The sequence below is a fragment of the Zoogloea sp. genome, from assembly GCF_030157465.1.
GTDB lineage: Bacteria > Pseudomonadota > Gammaproteobacteria > Burkholderiales > Rhodocyclaceae > Zoogloea.
This window is the reverse complement of record NZ_JAOAUU010000103.1, coordinates 17,344-38,555: the sequence shown is the minus strand read 5'-3', so window position 1 is coordinate 38,555 and position 21,212 is coordinate 17,344. Positions and strand designations below refer to the sequence as shown.

The following is a 21,212-nucleotide window of genomic DNA, read 5'->3' as shown; positions in this document are numbered from 1 at the left end:
TGTGTTTTCGGGGCTTTGTGAGAATAATTCGCAGGTAGTCCTGTATATGACTTAGCGACCCCATGACCCGAATTGCGAGCTTCCTGCCTGTCGACGTCGTAGTAGTACGCGTAGTAAGCGTAGGTAAGCGCGCGTCGTAAGGGTCCCAGGTAGTCGTTAAAGAATTCAGACCCCCGCCGGCGCGCAACCGGCGGGGGTTTTGTCTTTTGTTGCGCCCCGGCCCGGACTGCAGTGCGGCTCCCCAGCCCCTAGGAGAAATTCGATGATGCAAATGACTGGAGCAGACCTGATTGTGAAGCTGCTCGAACGGCAAGGAATACGCACTATCGCCGGTGTTCCCGGCGGTGCGGCCCTGCCGATGTATGACGCCCTGTCCAAGAGCGAGCAGATCCACCACGTCCTGTGTCGTCATGAGCAGGGCGCCGGCTTCATCGCCCAGGGCATGGCCCGGGTGTCCGGCCGGCCCGAAGTCTGTCTGGCCTCCAGTGGCCCCGGCGCGACCAACCTGGTGACGGCCATCGCTGACGCCAAGCTCGATTCGATACCGATGATCGCCCTGACTGGCCAGGTTCCGCTGTCGATGATCGGTACCGACGCCTTCCAGGAGGTCGACACCTACGGCCTGACGATTCCGATCACCAAGCACAATTTTTTGGTCCGCTCGGCCAAGGATCTGCTTGACGTTGTTCCGGCGGCCTTTCGCATTGCCATGTCCGACCGGCCCGGCCCGGTGCTCATCGACGTGCCGAAGGACGTCCAGAACCAGATGGTCAGCTTCGAGGACTACCCCGACGTCGTGGTGCCCGATGCCGCTCCGAGTTTCGACATCGCTGCGGTTGAGGAAGCGGCGAAGATGATCGAGGCCGCCGAGCGTCCGGTGCTTTACCTGGGCGGCGGCGTGATCCACTCCGGTGCCGCGCACATGGCGGTCACGCTTGCCGAGCAGGCTTCGCTGCCCACCACCATGACGCTGATGGCCCTTGGCGCAATGCCGATGGATCACCCGCTGTCCCTCGGCATGCTGGGCATGCACGGCGCGCGCTACACCAACTATGTGCTTGAAGAGGCCGACCTGCTGATTTGCGTCGGCGCCCGTTTCGACGATCGTGCCATCGGCAAGACGGCCGAGTTCTGTCCGAACGCCAAGATCATCCACATCGACATCGATCGGTCCGAGCTGCACAAGGTGAAGGATGCCCACGTTGCCATCGCCGGCGATGTGGGGCAGGTGCTCTCCGAGCTGCTGCCGCGGGTCAAGCCCCAGCTGCGCAAGCGCTGGCTGTCCCACGTCGAAAGCCTGAAGGGCCGCTTCCCGCTGGCCATGCCGGGCGTTGACAATCCCCGCTCGCCCTACGGCCTCATCCACGCAGTGGCCAACTGTCTCGACGACAGTGCGATCATCACCAGCGATGTCGGTCAGCACCAGATGTGGGTGGCGCAGGCCTATCCGTTCCGCCGCTCCCGCCAGTGGCTCAACTCGGGCGGTCTCGGCACGATGGGATTCGGCTTTCCGGCTGCCATTGGTGCCGCGCTGGCTGCACCGGATCGCACCGTGGTGTGCTTCTCGGGTGACGGCAGCCTCAAGATGAACATCCAGGAAATGGCCACCGCCGCCCAGGAAAACGTCAACGTCAAGATCATCCTCTTCAACAACCAGTCCCTTGGCTTGGTGCATCAACAGCAGAGCATGTTCTACGGCAAGCGCATCATGGCGTCCCGCTACGAGCGGCCCACCGATTTCCTGAAGATCGCTGAAGGCTTCGGCATGCGTGCAGTGGATCTCGATCCGGTTCCGAACCCGCGGGCAACCCTGGCCGAGGCCCTCAATACGCCGGGCCCCTGCCTGATCCATGCGACGATCGATCCGAACGAATTCGTCTACCCGATGGTGCCGCCGGGCGCCGCCAATTCCGAGATGATCGGCTGAGCCCGAGGAGACAACACGATGTCCGAACAGAACACTTCTGCCACCAAGCCCCTGTCCGAGTTCATCCCCGAGGTGCCCGAGCACAACGGTTTCCACAAGGTTGTGCTGGAACTCGGCGTTGCCAACCACCCGGGTGTGATGAGCCACATCTGCGGTCTGTTTGCCCGGCGCGCCTTCAACGTCGAAGGCATCCTGTGCATGCCGGTTGGCACGGGCAGCACCAGCCGGATCTGGCTGCTGGTCTTCGAAGACCAGCGCCTCGAGAAGATGATCAAGCAAGTTGAGAAGCTTGAGGATGTCCTCTACGTGAATAAGCACGCTGGCGAGCATCCGGTCTTCGGTCGTCTCGACGAGTTCTTCCAGTAAGTCGCAATACCTGCGCCGCCGGCCCCGTGCCGGTGGCGTGCTAGACTCCCCGGCCTGTCTGGCAGTCCAATTCCCCATCCACGTCTTCGCGAGTTCCCCATGTCAGGTAATACGCTCGGCACGCTTTTTTGCGTCACCTCCTTCGGCGAATCCCACGGTCCCGCCATCGGCTGCGTGGTGGACGGCTGCCCGCCGGGCTTGGCAATCAGCGAGGCCGACATCCAGGCAGAACTTGACCGGCGCAAGCCCGGCACCTCTCGCCACGTCACCCAGCGTCGCGAGCCGGACACCGTCGAGATCCTCTCCGGTGTCTTCGAGGGCGTGACGACCGGAACACCGATTTCCTTGCTGATCCGCAACCAGGACCAGCGCTCCAAAGACTACGGCAACATCGCCGAAAGCTTCCGGCCCGGACACGCCGACTACGCCTACTGGCAGAAATACGGCATCCGCGACTACCGTGGTGGTGGCCGCTCTTCTGCCCGTGAAACCGCCGTGCGCGTGGCCGCCGGAGCGATCGCCCGCAAGTGGCTGCTCGAGCGTTTCGGTATCGTGATCCGCGGCTACATGGCCCAGCTCGGGCCGATCGAGATTCCCTTTGCCGCATGGGATGACGTTGATAGCAACAGCTTTTTCGCACCCAACCAGGCCATCGTGCCGAAGCTCGAAAGTTACATGGACGAGCTGCGGAAGTCCGGTGATTCGGTTGGCGCGCGCATTAACGTGATGGCCACCGGCGTGCCGGTGGGCTGGGGTGAACCGGTATACGACCGCCTCGACGCTGATATCGCCTATGCCATGATGAGCATCAACGCGGTGAAAGGCGTTGAGATCGGCGCAGGTTTCGCCAGCGTCTCCCAGCTTGGAACCGAACATTCCGACGAAATGTCGCCGGAAGGCTTTCTGTCCAACAATGCGGGTGGCGTGCTCGGTGGCATTTCCACGGGTCAGGACATCACTGTCAGCATGGCGATCAAGCCCACCGCGAGCACGCGCCTTGATCGCCACACCATCGACAAGGCCGGCAATCCGGTCGTCGTCAATACCCACGGCCGCCATGATCCCTGCGTCGGCATTCGTGCCACGCCGATTGCCGAAGCCATGCTGGCCATTGTGCTGGTTGACCATGCCCTGCGTCATCGCGCCCAGAACGGCGACGTCGTCTGTCCGACTCCGCAGGTCGCGGGGCTGGCGCCGGCTGGTGTGCAGTCGGTGCCGTCGCCTGCTTCACGGGATTGACCGTGGTCAACTTTCGGCCGGTTTCTGCGGCGTAAAGTAGCTCGTACGATATTTCAGTCTTCAATACGAGCCGGGAGGTAATGCATGGAGCAACACGATCTGAACCACGAATTCCCCGAATACCGCGAGCAGATTCATGCACTTAAGATGTCCAACGGACACTTCGCAAGGCTTTTTGATGAATACCACGACGTAAACCGCAACGTGGTGCGTGTTGAAGTCCAGGCCGAAATCGCAACGGACTTCGAGCTCGAAGACCTCAAGAAGCGCCGCCTGAAACTGAAAGACGAACTCCATGGCATGTTGAAGAGTTCTCCGGTCAATTGACCGGTTGACTGTTCTGCAGGAAAAAGAGCGCTTGAGAGCGCTCATACTGCGGACAAACCTCCAAGCCTCCGCTCGTCGGGGGCTTTGATTTTTTCAATCCCGGCATGCTCAAGCCCGCCCCGTGGATTCCGCGGGGTTTCGTGCAAGCTACACTCCCGTCGATGATTCCCTACTGGCGCCTGTCCGGCTATTACTTCTTCTATTTCGCTTTCATCGGCGCCTTTTCTCCCTACTTCAGCCTTTACCTGCAATCCATCGGCAACACGGCAACGCAAATTGCCGTGCTGATGTCGCTGATGTCCGTCATGCGCATGCTGGCGCCGGCACTTTGGGGCTGGCTGGCCGACCGGCTCGGGGCCCGCACGACCATCCTGCGCCTGTCTGCACTTTTGTCGCTGATTGGTTTTGCAGGGTTTCTGGTGAGCGATGCCTATGGCGCGCTGTTTGCCAGCATGGCTTTTCTGGCATTTTTCTGGAGTGCGGCACTACCGCTGGTCGAAACGCTGACCTTTGCGCATTTGCAGGGGCAGGCCGGCCGCTACGGCAATATCCGCGTGTGGGGCTCGGTGGGCTTTATCGTGGCGGTGCTGGGCCTGGGTTATCTCCTCGACGATCTGCCTGTGGCTGCGCTCCTGTGGATTTCGTTGGCACTGCTGGGGGGAATCCTGTTTTGCGCGCTGACGATTCCGGAAGCGCATGCCTCGTCGGTGCCCGACGTGCATGTCGCGCTCACCGAAATTCTGCGACGGCCCCACGTAAGGGCGCTGCTGGCTGCGTGTTTTTTCATGTCTGCCGCGCACGGAGCGCTGTATGTTTTCTACTCCTTGCACCTGGTTGCCCATGGGTACAGCAAGTCGCTGGTGGGCTGGATGTGGACCCTTGGCGTTGTTGCCGAAATCGTTGTTTTCATGGGGATGCCGCAGCTGCTTCGCGTCTCTTCCCTGCGTGGAATCCTGATCTTCAGTCTCGCGGCGGCCGTGCTGCGGTTTTTGTTGATAGGCTGGGGCGCGGAGTCGCTGGTGCTGCTGCTGTTCGCCCAGGTGCTTCATGGTGCAACCTTTGGCGCCTATCACGCGGCTGCTGTGGCTGCCGTGAATGGCTGGTTCGGAACCCGTCACCAGGCGCGTGGTCAGGCCTTGTACGGCAGTATTTCGTTTGGCGCCGGGGGAATGATCGGCGGCCTGATTAGCGGCTACACTTGGGAAAGCATCGGGCCGGCCTGGACCTATTCGCTCGGATCTCTGTTTGCGCTTCTCGGCTTGCTGGTGCTCGTCGGCGGCTGGCAGGAGCGGGGCAGTTCAGGGCGGGCAGACATTTAAATGAACAGATTTGAGTCAAAGCATGAATAGACATTTTGGATGGCTGCAGGGCTTTTTGCCCGTGATGATCGCCGCGGGCGTCGTGACCGCCTGCCAGACGGTGCAAACGACCCAGGGCGGGGCAGTGGGTATCGAGCGTCGGCAGATGATGATGGTCTCGTCCAAGGAGATGGAGCAGGCATCGTCCCAGAGCTATCACCAGATCCTCCAGCAGGCGGGACAGAAGAATGCCCTCAACCGGGACAAGGTCCAGGTTGAACGCGTGCGTGCGGTGGCCCGTCGCCTGATCCCGGCAACCGGGGCCTTCCGGCCCGACGCGCCGGCCTGGCAGTGGGAAGTGAATGTGCTGACTTCGAACGATCTCAACGCCTGGTGCATGGCGGGAGGAAAGATCGCGTTCTACTCCGGAATCATCGAAAAGCTGGCCCTGACCGACGACGAGATCGCCGCCATCATGGGCCACGAGATTGCCCATGCGCTGCGCGAGCACGCTCGGGAACGGGCGTCGCAGTCGATGGTGACGAACGTCGGCGTAGCGGTTGTCGGTGCCGTGCTTGGCGTTGGCCGAGCGGGAACCGACCTCATCGGTACGGTGGCCAAGGTGAGTTTCGAGCTGCCCAACAGCCGTGAACACGAGACTGAGGCCGACCGTATCGGCGTCGAACTTGCTGCCCTTGGCGGCTACGATCCCCGTGCCGCAATCAGCCTCTGGCAGAAGATGGCCAAGGCTTCCAGCGGTGCTCCGCCCCAGTGGTTGTCGACCCACCCGTCCAACGAGACTCGGCAGCAGGATCTGCAACAATACGCCGCGCGGGTCATGCCCCTGTACGAGCAAGCTACTCAGCGCGCAAGGCCTGTGAAATAATAAAAGTTTTCCGCCCTTCAGCTCTGACTTCCCGCCCATGCAAGCGCAAACGCTTTACGAAAAATTGTGGTCGAGCCACGTGGTCCACGTCGAAGACGACGGCACTGCGCTGATCTACATCGACCGTCACCTCGTTCACGAAGTCACCAGCCCCCAAGCCTTCGAAGGCCTCAAGCTGGCCGGGCGCAAGCCCTGGCGCGTGGATTCGATCGTTGCAACGGCCGACCACAACACGCCCACCGATCACTGGGAGCAGGGCATTCTCGACCCGGTTTCCCGTCAGCAGGTGGAAACCCTCGACAGCAACATCCGTGAAGTTGGAGCGCTGGCCTATTTCCCGTTCAAGGACGCGCGCCAGGGCATCGTGCACGTCATCGGGCCGGAAAACGGCGCAATCCTGCCGGGCATGACCGTCGTCTGCGGGGACTCCCACACGTCCACTCATGGCGCCTTTGCGTGCCTGGCTCACGGCATCGGCACCTCGGAAGTCGAGCACGTGATGGCCACCCAGTGCCTGCTCCAGAAAAAGTCCAAAACCATGCTGATCCGCGTGGATGGCCAGCTCGGCGCCGGTGTAACTGCCAAGGATGTCGTGCTGGCGATCATCGGCCGCATCGGCACGGCGGGCGGAACCGGTTACGCGATGGAGTTCGGAGGCAGCGCCATTCGTGGCCTGTCGGTCGAAGGCCGTATGACCATTTGCAACATGGCCATCGAAGCGGGTGCCCGCGCGGGCCTCGTTGCCGTTGACGATCAAACCGTCGCCTACCTCAAAGACCGGCCTTTTTCGCCAAAAGGCGCACTGTGGGATCGCGCGGTCGAATACTGGAAGACCCTGCATTCGGATGACGACGCCGTCTTCGATGCCGTGGTGGAGCTTGATGCCGCGCAGATCGAGCCTCAGGTCACCTGGGGTACGTCGCCTGAAATGGTGGCTTCTGTCGACGCCAGCGTGCCGGATCCGGCCCTCGAGAAAGACCCGGTAAAGCGCGAAGGCATGGAGCGCGCGCTTCAGTACATGGGGCTCACGCCACGTACGCCGATCAAGGACATTGCGATCGACAAGGTCTTTATCGGTTCATGCACCAACTCGCGCATCGAGGATCTGCGTGCAGCGGCCGCAGTGGCGCAGGGCCGCCGCAAGGCCGACAACGTCAAGCTGGTGCTGGTTGTGCCGGGCTCCGGCCTCGTCAAGCGCCAGGCCGAAGCCGAAGGCCTCGACAAGATCTTCGTTGCCGCCGGTTTTGAATGGCGCGAGCCGGGCTGCTCCATGTGTCTGGCGATGAACGCCGATCGCCTTGAGCCGGGCGAGCGTTGTGCCTCCACGTCCAACCGCAACTTCGAAGGTCGTCAGGGCGCGGGTGGCAGAACGCATCTCGTCAGCCCGGCAATGGCCGCCGCGGCTGCAATCGCCGGTCATTTTGCCGATGTGCGCGAGTTCGCCTGAAGTCGCGGAGAAAATCAGTCATGCGTAAATTCATCGCGCTGATCGGTGTATTTGCCGTCGTGCTCCTCGCCGGTTGCAACACCGTGCAGGGGTTCGGCAAGGATCTTGAAAAGGGTGGCGAGGCCATCCAGAAGGTAGCCAAGTAATGAAGCCATTCCAGAAACTCGACGGTCTCGTGGCGCCGATGGATCGCGCCAACGTCGATACCGATGCAATCATTCCCAAGCAGTTTCTCAAGTCGATCAAGCGCAGCGGCTTCGGCCCCAACCTGTTCGACGAGTGGCGCTACCTGGATGTCGGCCAGCCCGGTCAGGACAATTCCGGGCGTCCGGAGAACCCGGATTTTGTGCTTAACCAGCCCCGCTACCAAGGCGCGCAAATCCTGCTGACCCGCGACAACTTCGGTTGTGGCAGCTCGCGCGAGCATGCCCCGTGGGCGCTGGAGGATTACGGCTTCCGTGTGATCATCGGCCCCAGCTTTGCCGACATCTTCTTCAACAACTGCTTCAAGAATGGTCTCCTGCCTATCAAGCTGGATGCCGCTGAAGTCGAAGAACTGTTTGCCCAGTGCCTTGGGGCCGACGGCTATCGGCTGACGGTGGATCTCCAGGCTCAGACCATTACCCGCGCCGACGGCAAGGTGATTCCCTTCAACGTGGATCCGTTCCGCCGCGAATGCCTGCTCAATGGCTGGGACGACATCGGCCTGACCCTGCGTCGTGCCGACATCATCCGTGACTACGAAGCCCGTCGCCGCGTCGAGCAGCCTTGGCTGTTCGCCTGATTACTGCGATCGTCCGGCGGCAACCCTGTCGCCGGCATCGACCAACGAAAAAAACGGAAAACTACAATGAAAATCTGTGTTCTGCCGGGTGACGGCATCGGCCCTGAAATCATCGGTCAGACTCTGCGCATGCTCGATGCCATGCGTGATGACGGTGTGAAGTTCGAAGCCGAAACGGCTCTCGTGGGCGGCGCCGCCGTTGACGCCACCGGCAAGCCCTTGCCGGAAGAAACCGTTCGCCTTGCCGATGAAGCCGATGCGCTGCTGCTCGGCGCGGTGGGGGGGCCGAAGTGGGATAGCTTTCCGCGGGAGCAGCGTCCCGAACTCGGCCTGCTCGGCATTCGTCGGCAGCTCGAGCTTTTCGCCAACCTGCGTCCGGCGATTCTTTACCCCGAACTCGCCAATGCCTCGTCGCTCAAGCCCGAGATCGTTGCCGGGCTGGATATCCTCATCGTGCGCGAGCTCACGGGTGACATCTATTTCGGCCAGCCCCGCGGCATCCGCGTTGAAAACGGTGAGCGCGTCGGTTTCAATACGATGATCTACTCGGAATCCGAAATCCGCCGCATCGGCAAGGTGGCTTTCGAAGCCGCCCGCAAGCGCGATAAGAGGCTGTGTTCCGTGGACAAGATGAACGTCCTCGAAACCACCCAGCTGTGGCGCGACGTGATGATCGAGCTGTCCGCCGACTACCCGGACGTGGAGCTCACCCACATGCTCGTCGACAACGCCGCGATGCAACTCGTGCGCGCGCCAAAGCAGTTCGACGTGATGGTGACCGGCAACATGTTCGGCGACATTCTCTCCGACGAAGCCTCCATGCTCACCGGCTCCATCGGCATGCTGCCGTCCGCTTCCCTCAATGCCCAGGGCAAGGGCATGTACGAGCCGAGCCATGGCTCCGCCCCCGATATTGCCGGCAAGGACCTGGCCAACCCGTTGGCCACCATGTTGTCGGCAGCCATGATGCTGCGTTACAGCTTCAACATGGAGGCCCAGGCCGCGCGCATTGAGACCGCGGTGAAGAAAGTACTCGCCGCCGGCTATCGCACCGGCGACATCTACGAGCCGGGCACCCGTCGTGTAGGCACCAGGGAAATGGGTGACGCGGTCATCGCTGCGCTGTAAACAATCGAAAAAATAATCAAGTCTGATCGGGGATCGAAATGAAAAGAGTGGGTCTGGTTGGCTGGCGCGGAATGGTTGGTTCCGTGCTCATGCAGCGCATGCGCGAAGAGAATGATTTTGCACTGATCGAGCCGGTGTTCTTCACCACTTCCAATCCGGGCGGCAAGGCGCCGAATTTCGGCAAGGAAGCCCCCGCGCTGAAGGACGCCCGGAACATCGACGAACTGAAGACGATGGACATCGTCATTACCTGTCAGGGCGGTGACTACACCAGCGACGTGTACCCGAAGCTGCGCGCAGCGGGCTGGAGCGGTCACTGGATCGATGCAGCTTCCACGCTGCGCATGGACCCCAAGGCAGTCATCATTCTCGATCCGGTCAATATGAACGTGATCAAGGATTCTCTCGTCAAGGGCGGTCGCGACTGGATCGGTGGCAACTGCACCGTGTCGCTGATGCTGATGGCTCTCGGCGGCCTGTTCCAGCGTGATCTGGTCGAGTGGGCTACGTCCATGACCTACCAGGCAGCATCCGGTGCCGGTGCGCAGAACATGCGCGAGTTGCTGTCCCAGATGGGCGAACTGAACCGCTCGGTCAAAGAACTGCTCGACGATCCTGCCTCGGCAATCCTCGATATCGACCGCGAAGTAGCTGGCACCATGCGCGACGAGGCCTTCCCGTCCTCCAACTTCGGCGTGCCGCTGGCAGGCTCGCTGATTCCGTGGATCGACAAGGATCTCGGAAACGGCCAGTCCAAGGAAGAGTGGAAGGGGGGTGTCGAAACCAACAAGATCCTCGGTCGCGGCGAAGGCTTCAGTGCTCCGGTGGTGCCCATCGATGGCCTCTGTGTGCGTATCGGCGCGATGCGTTGCCATAGCCAGGCGCTTACCCTGAAGCTGCGCAAGGATATCCCGGTCGACGAGATCGAGAGCATGCTGGCCACGGCCAATGACTGGGTCAAGGTTGTTCCGAACCAGCGCGAGGCGTCGATGAAAGACCTGACCCCGACCGCGGTGACCGGCACGCTGACTGTTCCCGTTGGCCGCATCCGGAAACTGGCCATGGGCGGCGAGTACATTTCGGCCTTCACCGTCGGCGACCAGCTTTTGTGGGGCGCCGCCGAGCCGCTGCGACGCATGTTGCGGGTTCTGCTGGAAGACTGAAATTGAAAAAGGCGGCGAAAGCCGCCTTTTTCAATTGGCTGCTCACTTTGGTGAGGTGAGTTCAAATAGTGCTTGAACTTGCCTCACCAAACCCATGATGTTATGTTCATCGATAACTCGATTTCGATGATCAGCCTTCGTGCATAAGAACCTCGTGAATAGTCGGCTAAAACGCACCCTGCTCGCTGCCGCAATCAGTGCGCTGTCCTTCAGTGCCACCGCAGCGGGGCTTGGGCGAATTACAGTCCTGAGCGGACTCGGTCAGCCTCTGCGTGCAGAGGTGGAAATCGCTGCCGCGCCCGAAGAAATCCAGAACATGACGGCGCGTCTCGCATCTGCAGACGCCTTCCGGCAGGCCGGGATCGATTACTCTTCCTCCGTCAGCGGATTGCGCATGTCTGTTGAGCGTCGAGGGAGCGGTGCCGTCGTGAGGGTCAGCAGTGACAGACCGATCAACGAGCCCTTCGTCGATATGCTGGTCGAGCTGAACTGGTCGGCCGGGCGCCTCATTCGAGAATATACCTTCTTGCTGGATCCTCCCGATACAGGGACCGCTCGGGCACCTGTTGCGGTGGCTTCGCCGGAAATGCGTTATGGCCAGTCTGGCGTGCGCGCCGGATCTCCTGCCGTGCGTCGTCCTGCTGCTGCGCGCATCGCGCGGCCCGCTGCGGCTTCGCCAGTGGGCGGGCGCGCCTACATGGTGCAGTCCGGCGATACGCTGAATCGCATCGCCATGGAAAACCGGCCGGAAGGCGTTTCCATGGAGCAAATGCTGATGGCTCTCTTCCAGGGTAATCGCTCGGCTTTTGAAGGCGATGACATGAATCGCCTGCAAGCCGGCAAGATCCTGCGTATTCCCGATGCTGAAGGTGTGCGTCAGGTTGCTGGTGAAGGCGGACGTCAACAACTGGTCGGCCAGTCGTCAGATTTCGGGCGCTACAGCCGGAAGCTTGCAGAGCAGGCTGCCGCCGGGCCGGCCAAGGAGGCGCCAACGCAGCAGGGCAGTGGCGGCAAGATCGGGGCCAAGGTCGAAGATCGGGCTCAGCCTGCTGCGGGCTCAAGCGATAGGCTCAAGGTTTCAAAGAGCGAAGAAGGTGTGCGTGCAGGTGGTGCTGGCGGAGAGAAGTCCGTTGCTCGCCTGCAGGCGCTCGAAGAAGATCTGGTTTCTCGGGACAAGGCTCTGAGCGAGGCCAATACCCGCTTGGCTGAACTCGAAAAAAGCATCAAGGAACTTCAGCGCCTGGTCGAACTGAAGAGCCAGGGCATGGCGCAGATGCAGTCGGAAGCTGCGCCGCCGCCTCCCGTCGCAAAGGCTCCTGTCGAGCCTGTTGCTGCGCCTGCCACTGCCGAGCCTGAAAAGCCCGAGCTTCCGAAGGAGCCGGAGCCTGTTCCCGAGCCGAGGCCGGTTCCGCCGCCTCCGCCACCCGTTCCGGAGCCTGCGCCGGTCAAGCCCCCGGAAGTCCAGTCTCCCGCGGATGACACCTCGCTGTTGATTGGCGGGGGCGGCATTCTCGCGCTATTGCTCGGATGGGGCGGCTACAAGCTGTACCAGCGCCGTAATGGTCAGGGCGCTCCCACCACGACGCCCGCGCTCTCCGAATTCGGTGACGGATCGAGTTCTGTTTTTGGCAGCGCAGTGGGGCAAAGTGTTGATACAGGCAGCAGCAGCCAGATCCAGACCGATTTCAGCCAGTCCGGGCTTTCGTCGATCGATACCGATGAAGGGGTCGACCCTGTAGCGGAAGCCGATGTGTATATGGCCTATGGGCGTGATGCCCAGGCCGAGGAAATCCTTCTGGATGCCCTCAAGACCGATCCAGGGCGGACTGGGGTCCATCTAAAGCTCCTCGAGATTTATGCACAGCGCAAGAATCTCAAGCAGTTCGAGACTACTGCTACCGAGCTCTACTCGCTGACTGGCGGCAACGGTCAGGATTGGGAAAAGGCGGCGGCTCTCGGGCGTAAAGTTGATCCGGACAGCCCGTTGTACCGCATCCCGGCGCCGGGCACTCCGTCGGGCCCGACGATGGCCGTGTCGGCGGCGGCTTCGACTCCCGGTCCCCAGACGATTGCCGGAGGCGCTGCGGCAGCTACCGGCTTTGTGCAGGCAGGCACTGCGCGAGTCCCGGTTGCCGAGCCGGCCTTCATGGCGAGTGAGCCGTCGCAGCTTGGCAGCGACGATCCACTGGAGTCTCCATCGCAGCTGAAAGACACCTGGGCTTTGCCCGGAGATCTCAATCAGTATGCGAGCATGGAAGATATCGAACGGGTGGTTTCTGCAGAGTCGCATCCTGCTCAGCCCGCAGCCAGCTTCCCCGCTGCAGGGATTCTCGATTTCGATCTCGATCTGAATGTTGAAGACGATTCGAGCAGTGCGAGAACCGTTGCGCTGGGAAGCGGCTCCCCGACTGCCAGCAACGGCCTGGACTTCGATCTCGGTTTTGATCAGGTGTCTCAGCCCGAAATGGGGGCCACACTTGTGGCCGGGGATGTCATGCCCAATCTGGAGGCTACCTCGACGCGGCCCCAGCGTTTGGCGGCAGACTTTAGCCTGCCCGACGCCAGCGATCTCGACTTCGAGATAAGCTCCGAGTTTGGCGAGCACCGCTCAGGGGTACCGTCTGATCAAACCGTCGATGTGGATCTGACGGCCACGCTGGCCGAAGACAGCATCCGCGAGCCTGTGGATGCTGCCACCGTCGATCTGGAGCGGACGAGTTTTGACAGTAGCTTGCTGGATTTCGACTTCGAACTGGACGATAAAGTTGAGACGAAGGCTCCCGTAAAGGCGGCGTTTGCGCCCGGGGCTGACCTGAAGGCTCTCGATCTCGAACTCAAGCGACCTGTCGTCGCGTCTGCAATCGAATTGCCGGATGCAGGACCGCCCACCGAGCCACCCTTGGATCTCGATCTTCAGCAGGAGGTGGCCACCAAGCTCGAGTTGGCTCGCGCCTACGAGGAAATGGGTGACAAGGATGGCGCGAGGGAGCTCGTTGAAGAGGTCTTGCGCGAAGGTTCGGGGCTCCAGCAGGATGAGGCGCGCGCGATTCTCGCTCGCCTTTCCTGATCGGGCGGCTTGCAGTCCGGAGCGTTTTTGACGCAGTGACAATTGCGATGCACCCGGCGACGCGACTTGTCGCCTGGGCGGCAGTGGTCGTATTTTTTCAAATAGCCCGAGGCTCCATGTTATGGGGCTTCGGGTTTGTTGTTATGGTCATCTCCGTCCTGTTCGCGAGGCATCGAACCCTGCGCCTTTTGCGGCGCGTCCGCGTTCTGCTCGTGGTTTTGTTTCTGCTGTTTGCCTTTTTTACTCCCGGAGAAGCGCTTCTGTCGTTCCCGGGACGTGCCGGGCCGACCATTGAGGGGCTTGATATGGCTCTCGTTCATGGTGGTCGGCTGCTCGTCGTCGTCATGCTTGTCTCGATTCTTCTGGAAAAAACCGATGAAAGAACGCTCGTGTCCGGCCTGATGGCACTCGCCCGTCCGCTGAGCTTTGCCGGTCTGTCGATTGAACGGCTGGCTGTTCGAGTGCTGCTTGCATTTGGCTACGTGGAATCGCCACCTTCGGGCGGATGGCGAGCGTTGATGGCAGAAAATCCCGATCGTGCTGAGTTGGATAGCTTGACGGTAGTGTTCGCGCCCCTGCGCTGGCCTGACCGGTTTGCGATTGGGGGCCTGTTGGTGCTGATGGTCTGGTTGGTGAGCAAATGAGGGTTGCAATAGGCGTCGAATATGATGGCAATGCTTTCGAGGGCTGGCAGATTCAGCCCCATGGCCGGACGGTTCAGAACGCGGTCGAGCATGCCCTTGCGCAGATTGCCCAGGTGCCCGTGAAACTCGTCTGTGCCGGCCGGACTGATACAGGTGTGCACGCGAGCATGCAGGTAGCTCATTTCGACACCGTGGCTAAACGTCCGCTCGAGGCTTGGGTGCGGGGCGTGAATAGTCATTTGCCAGCCAGCGTCTGCGTTTTGTGGGCTGTGGAAGTGGATGACGATTTTCATGCCCGCTTCAGTGCAGAGTCGCGGCGATACCGCTACGTGCTTCTCAACCGGCGGATCCGGCCAGGTTTGCTTGGCGGGCGAGTGGGCTGGACGCATGGCCCACTGGACGAAGAGGCCATGCGCTCGGCGGCAGCCTGTCTCGTCGGCGAGCACGATTTCACGTCGTTCAGGGCGGCCGAGTGCCAGGCCAAGTCCCCGGTGCGCTTCATGCATTCGGTCGAGGTCCGGCGTCAGGGTGACATCGTGCTGTTTGATTTTCACGCCAATGCTTTCTTGCATCACATGATCCGCAATCTTGTCGGGTCGCTGGTTTTCGTCGGCAAGGGGCGCAAGCCGGCCGAGTGGATGGCTGAACTGTTGGCAGTGCGAAACCGGACGCTTGCTGCGCCCACCTTCGCTCCCGACGGGCTTTACCTGTGCGGTGTCGAATACCCTGCGCGTTGGCCGCTGCCGGGCGGGGGGCGTATCATCGGTGCTCCCCAACTGCTGCTTCCCTGACTTCCGTGCATCGCACCCGTATCAAGATCTGCGGCCTGACCCGCGAAGAAGACGTTCGCGCCGCGGTCAGTGCCGGCGCCGACGCGATCGGTTTCGTTTTCTACCCGCCCAGTCCCCGCTTCGTAAGTTTCGAGAGGGCGGCAGAGCTTGCCCGTCTGATTCCGCCTTTCGTCACAACAGTCGGATTGTTCGTGAACGCCGGGCGTGACTATGTCGAAAACGCGCTGGAAGCCGTGCCGCTACAGGTCTTGCAGTTTCATGGCGATGAGACCGAGGCCGATTGCGTCGGCTATGGCCTGCCGTACATCAAGGCAGGGCGGATGCGGCCGGGGCTCGATCTGTTAAAATACGCAGCTTCCTTCCCTTGCGCCCAGGGTTTGCTTCTGGATGCCTTTGTTGAAGGCTATGGTGGTGGTGGAGAAGCTTTCGACTGGTCGCTCATTCCTTCCGGGCTGCCTTTGCCCCTGATTCTTTCCGGTGGCCTGCATGCCGGGAATGTGGCCGAGGCTGTGAGATGCGTTCAGCCGTGGGCTGTGGACGTGTCGAGCGGTGTCGAAGCGGCGAAGGGAATCAAGGATGCTGACCGAATCACCGAATTTGTTGCCGGAGTCCAAAATGCACATGGCTGATGCCCCTTACGATCTACCCGACGCGCGCGGCCATTTCGGTCCCTATGGCGGTGTGTTTGTCGCTGAGACCCTGATCCCGGCGCTGACCGAACTGCGGCAGGCCTACGAAGTGGCCCAGCAAGATCCCGCGTTCGTTGCCGAGTTCGAGTACGAGCTCAAGCACTACGTCGGCCGTCCGAGCCCGATCTACCACGCCAAGCGCATGTCAGACCTTCTCGGCGGCGCGCAGATCTATCTCAAGCGGGAAGATCTCAACCATACCGGCGCGCACAAGATCAATAACTGCATCGGTCAGGCCATGCTGGCCCGGCGCATGGGCAAGCCGCGGGTTATCGCCGAAACGGGGGCTGGCCAGCACGGAGTTGCGACGGCGACGGTTGCCGCCCGCTACGGCATGGAGTGCGTGGTTTACATGGGCTCGGAAGACGTGCGCCGTCAGGCCGCCAACGTCTACCGCATGAAGCTTCTCGGCGCCACGGTCGTGCCGGTGGAGAGCGGCTCCAAGACCCTCAAGGATGCGCTCAACGAAGCGATGCGCGACTGGGTCACCAACATCGGCAATACCTTCTACATCATCGGCACGGTCGCGGGGCCGCACCCCTATCCGATGATGGTGCGTGACTTTCAGGCGGTCATTGGCAAGGAGTGCATCGACCAGATGCCCGAGATGGCCGGCCGCCAGCCAGATTACGTGATCGCCTGTGTGGGTGGCGGCTCGAACGCGATGGGGATCTTCCATCCGTATATCGGCCACGACAAGGTCCGTCTCATCGGTGTCGAGGCGGCTGGCAGCGGCATCGAGACCGGTCAGCATGCGGCGTCGTTGTCGGCGGGTCGTCCCGGCGTGCTGCACGGCAACCGTACCTATCTGCTGCAGAACGAAGACGGGCAAATCATCGAAACGCATTCCATTTCGGCGGGCCTCGATTACCCCGGCGTGGGCCCCGAGCATGCGTGGCTGAAGGATAGCCTGCGCGCTGAATACGTCGGGATAACGGATGCCGAAGCGCTGCAGGCCTTCCATGACCTGTGCCGTTTCGAAGGCATCATTCCGGCGCTGGAGTCGTCCCACGCCCTGGCCTATGCAGCCAAGCTGGCGCCGACCCTGCCGAAGGACAAGGTGCTGCTGGTCAATCTTTCCGGTCGCGGCGACAAGGATATGCACACCGTCGCCGAGAAATCCGGCATCCAGTTCTGATCTTCGCGGCCCCGTCGGCTTTTCCGGCGGGGCCGCCGACCATTCATACCCGTCCATGTCCACAATCCAACAAACTTTCAAGCGGCTGGCTAACGAAGGGCGCAAGGCGCTCATTCCGTTCATCACCGCCGGCGATCCCGCTCCCGAAATGACCTTGCCGCTGATGCAGGCACTGGTTGCGGGGGGGGCTGACATCATTGAACTCGGTGTTCCGTTCTCGGATCCGATGGCCGATGGCCCGACGATCCAGCGTGCTTCCGAGCGGGCCCTGGCCGCGGGCATGAGCACGCGCAAGGTGCTTGATATCGTTCGCGCTTTCCGTGCCACTGGCGATGCAACCCCCATCGTGCTGATGGGCTACGCCAACCCGATCGAGGCGATGGGGGCTGAAGCCTTTGCCCGCGCGGCCGCCGATGCGGGTGTAGACGGCGTGCTGGTGGTTGATTACCCGCCTGAAGAGTGCATTGCTTTCGCGCAAACCTGCCGCGCTGCGGGCCTTGATCCGGTCTTCCTGCTGGCCCCCACGTCCACCGAACAGCGTTTTGCCGATGTGGCGGCTGTCGGCAGTGGCTACATTTATTATGTTTCCCTCAAAGGTGTGACGGGTTCGGCAAGCCTGGATCTGGACGAAGTCGCCCGGCGTATCCCGGTGATTCGCGAAAAAGTCGGCATGCCGGTCGGTGTCGGCTTCGGGATCCGTGATGCCGCCACCGCGGCGAGCATCGCGACCCTGGCAGATGCCGTGGTGATCGGCAGCCGGATCATCGAGGAAATCGAACAAAGCAGCCGTGAAGAGGCGCCGGCGAAGGTCACCACCTTCCTGCGCAGCATCCGCACTGCCATCGACAACGCGGGAGAGCGCTAATGAGCTGGTTGAAAAAACTGCTGCCACCGAAGATCAAGCGCGATGCGCCGTCTGGTCGCAAGGCGATCCCCGAGGGCTTGTGGAGCAAGTGTCCGGCCTGCGAGGCGGTGTTGTATCGCTCGGATCTCGAAAGCAATCTCAACGTGTGTCCCAAGTGCGGGCATCACCAGCGCATCCGGGCCCGTCAGCGCATCGAGTATCTTCTCGATCCGGAAGGCCAGTTCGAGATCGGCTCTGAAGTGGTGCCGATCGATCCGCTGAAGTTCAAGGATTCCAAGCGCTATCCCGACCGCCTCGTGGCAGCCAGCGAGGACTCCGAGGAGACCGACGCGATGGTTGTCGTGCAGGGTGCGATCAAGACCGTGCCTGTGGTGATTGCCTGTTTCGAGTTCGAGTTCATGGGCGGATCGATGGGGTCGGTTGTCGGCGAGCGCTTCATGCGTGGCGTTCGGGCTGCCGTCGAACAGCGTCTGCCGTTTGTCTGCGTCACCGCTTCGGGCGGTGCGCGGATGCAGGAAGGCCTGTTCTCGCTGATGCAGATGGCCAAGACCACCGCCGGCATTACCCGTCTGGCTGATCGCAAGCTGCCCTTCATTACCCTCCTTACCGATCCGACGATGGGTGGCGTGTCGGCCAGTTTCGCCTTCATGGGCGATCTGGTGATTGCCGAGCCTGGCGCGCTGATCGGCTTTGCCGGCCCCCGCGTGATCGAGCAGACCGTGCGTGAAACCCTGCCGCCGGGCTTCCAGCGCTCCGAGTTCCTGCTCGAGAAGGGCGCCATCGACATGATCGTGGATCGCCGTGAATTGCGTGACCGTCTTGCCGAACTGCTTACCCTTCTGACTCGCCAGTCCTCCGTTCGCTCCGCCTCCTGATATGCAGTTGCCTGAAACTCTTGACGGCTGGCTGGGCCTGCTGGAAGCACGCCATGGTCAGTCCATCCAGCTCGGCCTCGACCGGGTGCGCGCGGTTCGCGACGCCCTTGATCTTCCCCAGACCTGCCCGGTCTTTACCGTAGGTGGCACCAACGGCAAGGGCTCGACCTGCGCCCTGCTCGAGGCTGTGTTGTTGGCGGCAGGTTACCGCGTCGGGCTGTATACGTCCCCGCACCTGCTCCGGTACAACGAGCGCGTGCGCATCGACGGCCGGGATGTCGAAGACGCGGTCCTCGTCGACGCCTTTGCCGAGGTCGAGCGTGCCCGCGGCGACATTCCTCTCACTTACTTCGAGCACGGCACGCTGGCCGCCTGGGTTGCCTTTTGCCGTGCCGGGCTTGAAGCAATCATCCTTGAAGTGGGTCTGGGCGGCCGCCTGGACGCCGTGAATGTCTTCGAGCCTGATTGCGCCATCGTTACCAGCGTAGCGATGGATCACATGGACTATCTTGGCGACAACCGCGAGGCCATCGGATTCGAGAAGGCCGGAATTTTTCGTGCCGGTCGTCCAGCGATCTGCAGTGATCCGCAGCCGCCCGCTTCGCTGCTTGCGCATGCCGAGGCGATTGGTGCCAGGCTGTGGGTCAGTGGCCGCGACTTTGGTTTTTCCGGTGACCAGAACCAGTGGGCCTTCTGGACTGCAGGCGGAAGCCGGCGGGGCGGGCTGGCCTATCCGTCGCTGCGAGGCATGAACCAGCTGCTCAACGCGGCTGCCGTCATGGCGGCCTGTGAGTCCGTGCGCGACATCCTGCCTGTGCCGATGCAGGCGATCCGGCAGGGTTTCATGCTCGTCGAGCTTCCGGGGCGCTTCCAGGTCTTGCCGGGGCGCCCGAGCATCGTGCTGGATGTCGCCCACAACCCGCAGGCGGCCGGGGTGCTCAACGAGAACCTGGCCAGCATGGGCTTTTTCCCGGAAACCTGGGCTGTGATCGGGATGCTGGCAGACAAGGATGTGGCCGGCGTGGTTCGCCTGCTGCGTGACCGCGTCGATCACTGGCTGGTGGCAAGCCTGCCGGGGCCGCGCGGACTCAGCGCGGAGAAGCTGGCTGCGATCCTGCGGGAAGTCGGCGTCTCCGGCGATATTGCCGAATACGTTTCGCCGGGTGGTGCGTACGAGGTCGCAGTCGGTCGGGCGGCCGAGGGTGATAGAATTGTAGTCTTTGGCTCTTTCCTGACCGTGGCTGAAGTCATGGCCGCCCGGAATGCGCCGCAATAGGTATTGCAGCAAGAATGGCCGACAACGACACCCAGATCGACCTGAAAAAACGCGCCCGCAGACGCCTCGTCGGCTCTGCAGCACTGGCTCTGGCCGCGGCCATCGTATTGCCGATGGTGATGGACCATGAGCCACGTCCACCGTCGCAGGACGTCCAGATCCGTATTCCCAGTCAGGAAGGCAGCAACTTCACGTCCCGCGTGATTACTGGCAAGGGGCCCGCACCCAGTCAGCCCGTGGCTGGTGTGATGGCGGAAGAAAGCGCGCCTCCGATCGTGGACGACGCAGCCAGGCGCAGGCCTGATCCGGACACGGCAAGTCCGGTTTTCAAGCCCGGTGAAGAGCTTATTCCTCCGCCTAAAAAGGCCGAGGTGCCCAAGTCCGAGCCGGTCAGACCCGAAGCCAGGAAAGCCGAATCCAAGCCGGATGCACCCAAGCCCGATGCAAAGCAGAAGGAGCGGGAGCGCGAGAAGGAAAAGGAAAAGGACAAGGCGCGTGAGAAAGCCCACGCAGAGGCTGATCGCGCCAAGGCCTTGCTGGCCGGTGCCAGCCCGAAGGACGAGGCTCCCGGCAAGGCGCACCTCGTTTCCCTCGGTGCCTACCGCGAAGCCGGCAACGTGGCGATTCTGCGCGCAAAGCTGAAGGCTGAAGGCTATTCTTCCTACACGGAAACCGTAGGCGACAAGGTGAGGGTTCGTGCTGGCCCCTTCCCGAACAAGGCGGCGGCCGACAAGGCCGCTGTACGTATTCAGAAGATTCTGGGCGTACAGGCGTCAGTGGCCGCCAAACAGTGAGAAGCGCAGGCTTTTGAGCGGATTCGATTACGCGCTCCTCGCCCTCGTCGGTCTGTCTGCCGCGCTTGGATTCTGGCGCGGGCTGTTGTCCGAGGTGCTGGCGCTGGGAGCCTGGTTGCTGGCGTTTGTGGCAGCAAAATCATTCATGCCGCAGGTTCAGCCTCTGGCTGCGACATGGGTTTCCGAGCCTTTGCTGCAGGGGCCGGCGTCATTTCTGATCATTTTTGTTGCTGTTCTCATTCTGGTGGCGATCCTGCGCCGGGCTTTGGGCGAACTCATTCGCGCGGCCGGGCTTGGGGTTGTTGACCGTTTTCTCGGTGCCTGCTTTGGCGCCGTCAGGGGCGGCTTGATCGTATTTGCATTGGCGTTGCTCGTCGGCATGAGTGGGTTCGCGAAGGAGGTCTGGTGGCAAGAGGCGAGCCTGTCCGCACCGCTCGAAACCGCAGTGACGGCCTCCAGACCTTGGCTTCCCGAGCCGTTGGCAAAAAGACTTCGATACCGATAGGTG

The 21,212-nt window shown here is 61.8% G+C and carries 21 protein-coding genes; all 21 read left to right on the top strand.

The annotated features are described in order from the left end of the window. Positions 1-262: 262 nt before the first annotated feature. Positions 263-1,927 (top strand): acetolactate synthase large subunit, encoded by a 1,665-nt coding sequence (gene ilvB / locus Q1W26_RS13060; protein ID WP_300440807.1) that lies wholly within the window; start codon positions 263-265, stop codon positions 1,925-1,927. Positions 1,928-1,945: 18 nt separating this feature from the next. Further along, positions 1,946-2,293 carry an acetolactate synthase small subunit gene (gene ilvN, locus Q1W26_RS13055; protein WP_300440803.1) on the top strand — a complete coding sequence of 116 codons (348 nt, stop codon included), beginning with the start codon at positions 1,946-1,948 and terminating at the stop codon, positions 2,291-2,293. A gap of 99 nt (positions 2,294-2,392) precedes the next feature. Further along, a complete protein-coding gene (gene aroC, locus Q1W26_RS13050) occupies positions 2,393-3,532 on the top strand; it encodes a chorismate synthase (RefSeq protein WP_300440800.1) in 1,140 nt (379 codons plus the stop codon). A gap of 84 nt (positions 3,533-3,616) precedes the next feature. Next, a complete protein-coding gene (locus Q1W26_RS13045; RefSeq protein WP_300440798.1) occupies positions 3,617-3,859 on the top strand; it encodes a DUF465 domain-containing protein in 243 nt (80 codons plus the stop codon). Positions 3,860-4,020: 161 nt separating this feature from the next. Beyond that, complete coding sequence (locus Q1W26_RS13040) at positions 4,021-5,178, top strand: MFS transporter (RefSeq protein WP_300440842.1); 1,158 nt, start codon at positions 4,021-4,023, stop codon at positions 5,176-5,178. 22 nt (positions 5,179-5,200) lie between these two features. Beyond that, positions 5,201-6,043, top strand: a complete 843-nt coding sequence (locus tag Q1W26_RS13035; protein ID WP_300440796.1) for a M48 family metallopeptidase — start codon at positions 5,201-5,203, stop codon at positions 6,041-6,043. A gap of 37 nt (positions 6,044-6,080) precedes the next feature. Further along, positions 6,081-7,490 (top strand): 3-isopropylmalate dehydratase large subunit, encoded by a 1,410-nt coding sequence (gene leuC / locus Q1W26_RS13030; RefSeq protein ID WP_300440794.1) that lies wholly within the window; start codon positions 6,081-6,083, stop codon positions 7,488-7,490. 20 nt (positions 7,491-7,510) lie between these two features. Then, positions 7,511-7,636: an entericidin A/B family lipoprotein gene (locus tag Q1W26_RS13025; protein ID WP_300440792.1), complete on the top strand. Its 126-nt coding sequence runs from the start codon at positions 7,511-7,513 to the stop codon at positions 7,634-7,636. Beyond that, complete coding sequence (leuD, locus tag Q1W26_RS13020; RefSeq protein ID WP_300440790.1) at positions 7,636-8,274, top strand: 3-isopropylmalate dehydratase small subunit; 639 nt, start codon at positions 7,636-7,638, stop codon at positions 8,272-8,274. The genes Q1W26_RS13025 and leuD overlap by 1 nt, the downstream gene beginning before the upstream one ends. A gap of 66 nt (positions 8,275-8,340) precedes the next feature. Further along, complete coding sequence (leuB, locus tag Q1W26_RS13015; RefSeq protein WP_300440788.1) at positions 8,341-9,402, top strand: 3-isopropylmalate dehydrogenase; 1,062 nt, start codon at positions 8,341-8,343, stop codon at positions 9,400-9,402. Positions 9,403-9,440: 38 nt separating this feature from the next. Then, the gene (gene asd / locus Q1W26_RS13010) at positions 9,441-10,565 is read left to right on the top strand and encodes an aspartate-semialdehyde dehydrogenase (RefSeq protein WP_300440786.1); all 1,125 of its coding nucleotides are present in this window, start codon (positions 9,441-9,443) and stop codon (positions 10,563-10,565) included. A 139-nt stretch (positions 10,566-10,704) separates the two neighbouring features. After that, positions 10,705-13,632 carry a FimV/HubP family polar landmark protein gene (locus Q1W26_RS13005; protein WP_300440784.1) on the top strand — a complete coding sequence of 976 codons (2,928 nt, stop codon included), beginning with the start codon at positions 10,705-10,707 and terminating at the stop codon, positions 13,630-13,632. A gap of 116 nt (positions 13,633-13,748) precedes the next feature. Continuing rightward, a complete protein-coding gene (locus tag Q1W26_RS13000; RefSeq protein WP_366143676.1) occupies positions 13,749-14,276 on the top strand; it encodes a hypothetical protein in 528 nt (175 codons plus the stop codon). Continuing rightward, the gene (truA, locus tag Q1W26_RS12995) at positions 14,273-15,067 is read left to right on the top strand and encodes a tRNA pseudouridine(38-40) synthase TruA (RefSeq protein ID WP_300440782.1); all 795 of its coding nucleotides are present in this window, start codon (positions 14,273-14,275) and stop codon (positions 15,065-15,067) included. Before Q1W26_RS13000 ends, truA begins: the two co-directional genes overlap by 4 nt. Positions 15,068-15,072: 5 nt before the next feature. Beyond that, the gene (locus Q1W26_RS12990; RefSeq protein WP_300440780.1) at positions 15,073-15,696 is read left to right on the top strand and encodes a phosphoribosylanthranilate isomerase; all 624 of its coding nucleotides are present in this window, start codon (positions 15,073-15,075) and stop codon (positions 15,694-15,696) included. After that, positions 15,683-16,894 (top strand): tryptophan synthase subunit beta, encoded by a 1,212-nt coding sequence (gene trpB / locus Q1W26_RS12985; protein ID WP_300440836.1) that lies wholly within the window; start codon positions 15,683-15,685, stop codon positions 16,892-16,894. Before Q1W26_RS12990 ends, trpB begins: the two co-directional genes overlap by 14 nt. Before the next feature lie 55 nt (positions 16,895-16,949). Continuing rightward, a complete protein-coding gene (gene trpA, locus Q1W26_RS12980) occupies positions 16,950-17,759 on the top strand; it encodes a tryptophan synthase subunit alpha (protein ID WP_300440778.1) in 810 nt (269 codons plus the stop codon). Beyond that, positions 17,759-18,634, top strand: a complete 876-nt coding sequence (accD, locus tag Q1W26_RS12975) for an acetyl-CoA carboxylase, carboxyltransferase subunit beta (RefSeq protein ID WP_300440776.1) — start codon at positions 17,759-17,761, stop codon at positions 18,632-18,634. Before trpA ends, accD begins: the two co-directional genes overlap by 1 nt. Before the next feature lies 1 nt (position 18,635). Beyond that, the gene (gene folC, locus Q1W26_RS12970) at positions 18,636-19,910 is read left to right on the top strand and encodes a bifunctional tetrahydrofolate synthase/dihydrofolate synthase (protein ID WP_300440774.1); all 1,275 of its coding nucleotides are present in this window, start codon (positions 18,636-18,638) and stop codon (positions 19,908-19,910) included. Positions 19,911-19,924: 14 nt separating this feature from the next. After that, positions 19,925-20,704: an SPOR domain-containing protein gene (locus Q1W26_RS12965; RefSeq protein ID WP_300440772.1), complete on the top strand. Its 780-nt coding sequence runs from the start codon at positions 19,925-19,927 to the stop codon at positions 20,702-20,704. 13 nt (positions 20,705-20,717) lie between these two features. Further along, positions 20,718-21,209 (top strand): CvpA family protein, encoded by a 492-nt coding sequence (locus tag Q1W26_RS12960; RefSeq protein ID WP_300440770.1) that lies wholly within the window; start codon positions 20,718-20,720, stop codon positions 21,207-21,209. Positions 21,210-21,212: the final 3 nt, after the last annotated feature.

Excerpts from the sequence above, each read along its gene's own strand:
- ilvB (WP_300440807.1), top strand. The coding sequence starts at position 263 with ATGATGCAAATGACTGGAGCAGACCTGATTGTGAAGCTGCTCGAACGG.
- ilvN (WP_300440803.1), top strand. The coding sequence starts at position 1,946 with ATGTCCGAACAGAACACTTCTGCCACCAAGCCCCTGTCCGAGTTCATC.
- aroC (WP_300440800.1), top strand. The coding sequence starts at position 2,393 with ATGTCAGGTAATACGCTCGGCACGCTTTTTTGCGTCACCTCCTTCGGC.
- Q1W26_RS13045 (WP_300440798.1), top strand. The coding sequence starts at position 3,617 with ATGGAGCAACACGATCTGAACCACGAATTCCCCGAATACCGCGAGCAG.
- Q1W26_RS13040 (WP_300440842.1), top strand. The coding sequence starts at position 4,021 with ATGATTCCCTACTGGCGCCTGTCCGGCTATTACTTCTTCTATTTCGCT.
- Q1W26_RS13035 (WP_300440796.1), top strand. The coding sequence starts at position 5,201 with ATGAATAGACATTTTGGATGGCTGCAGGGCTTTTTGCCCGTGATGATC.
- leuC (WP_300440794.1), top strand. The coding sequence starts at position 6,081 with ATGCAAGCGCAAACGCTTTACGAAAAATTGTGGTCGAGCCACGTGGTC.
- Q1W26_RS13025 (WP_300440792.1), top strand. The coding sequence starts at position 7,511 with ATGCGTAAATTCATCGCGCTGATCGGTGTATTTGCCGTCGTGCTCCTC.
- leuD (WP_300440790.1), top strand. The coding sequence starts at position 7,636 with ATGAAGCCATTCCAGAAACTCGACGGTCTCGTGGCGCCGATGGATCGC.
- leuB (WP_300440788.1), top strand. The coding sequence starts at position 8,341 with ATGAAAATCTGTGTTCTGCCGGGTGACGGCATCGGCCCTGAAATCATC.
- asd (WP_300440786.1), top strand. The coding sequence starts at position 9,441 with ATGAAAAGAGTGGGTCTGGTTGGCTGGCGCGGAATGGTTGGTTCCGTG.
- Q1W26_RS13000 (WP_366143676.1), top strand. The coding sequence starts at position 13,749 with ATGTTATGGGGCTTCGGGTTTGTTGTTATGGTCATCTCCGTCCTGTTC.
- truA (WP_300440782.1), top strand. The coding sequence starts at position 14,273 with ATGAGGGTTGCAATAGGCGTCGAATATGATGGCAATGCTTTCGAGGGC.
- trpB (WP_300440836.1), top strand. The coding sequence starts at position 15,683 with ATGCACATGGCTGATGCCCCTTACGATCTACCCGACGCGCGCGGCCAT.
- trpA (WP_300440778.1), top strand. The coding sequence starts at position 16,950 with ATGTCCACAATCCAACAAACTTTCAAGCGGCTGGCTAACGAAGGGCGC.
- accD (WP_300440776.1), top strand. The coding sequence starts at position 17,759 with ATGAGCTGGTTGAAAAAACTGCTGCCACCGAAGATCAAGCGCGATGCG.
- folC (WP_300440774.1), top strand. The coding sequence starts at position 18,636 with ATGCAGTTGCCTGAAACTCTTGACGGCTGGCTGGGCCTGCTGGAAGCA.
- Q1W26_RS12965 (WP_300440772.1), top strand. The coding sequence starts at position 19,925 with ATGGCCGACAACGACACCCAGATCGACCTGAAAAAACGCGCCCGCAGA.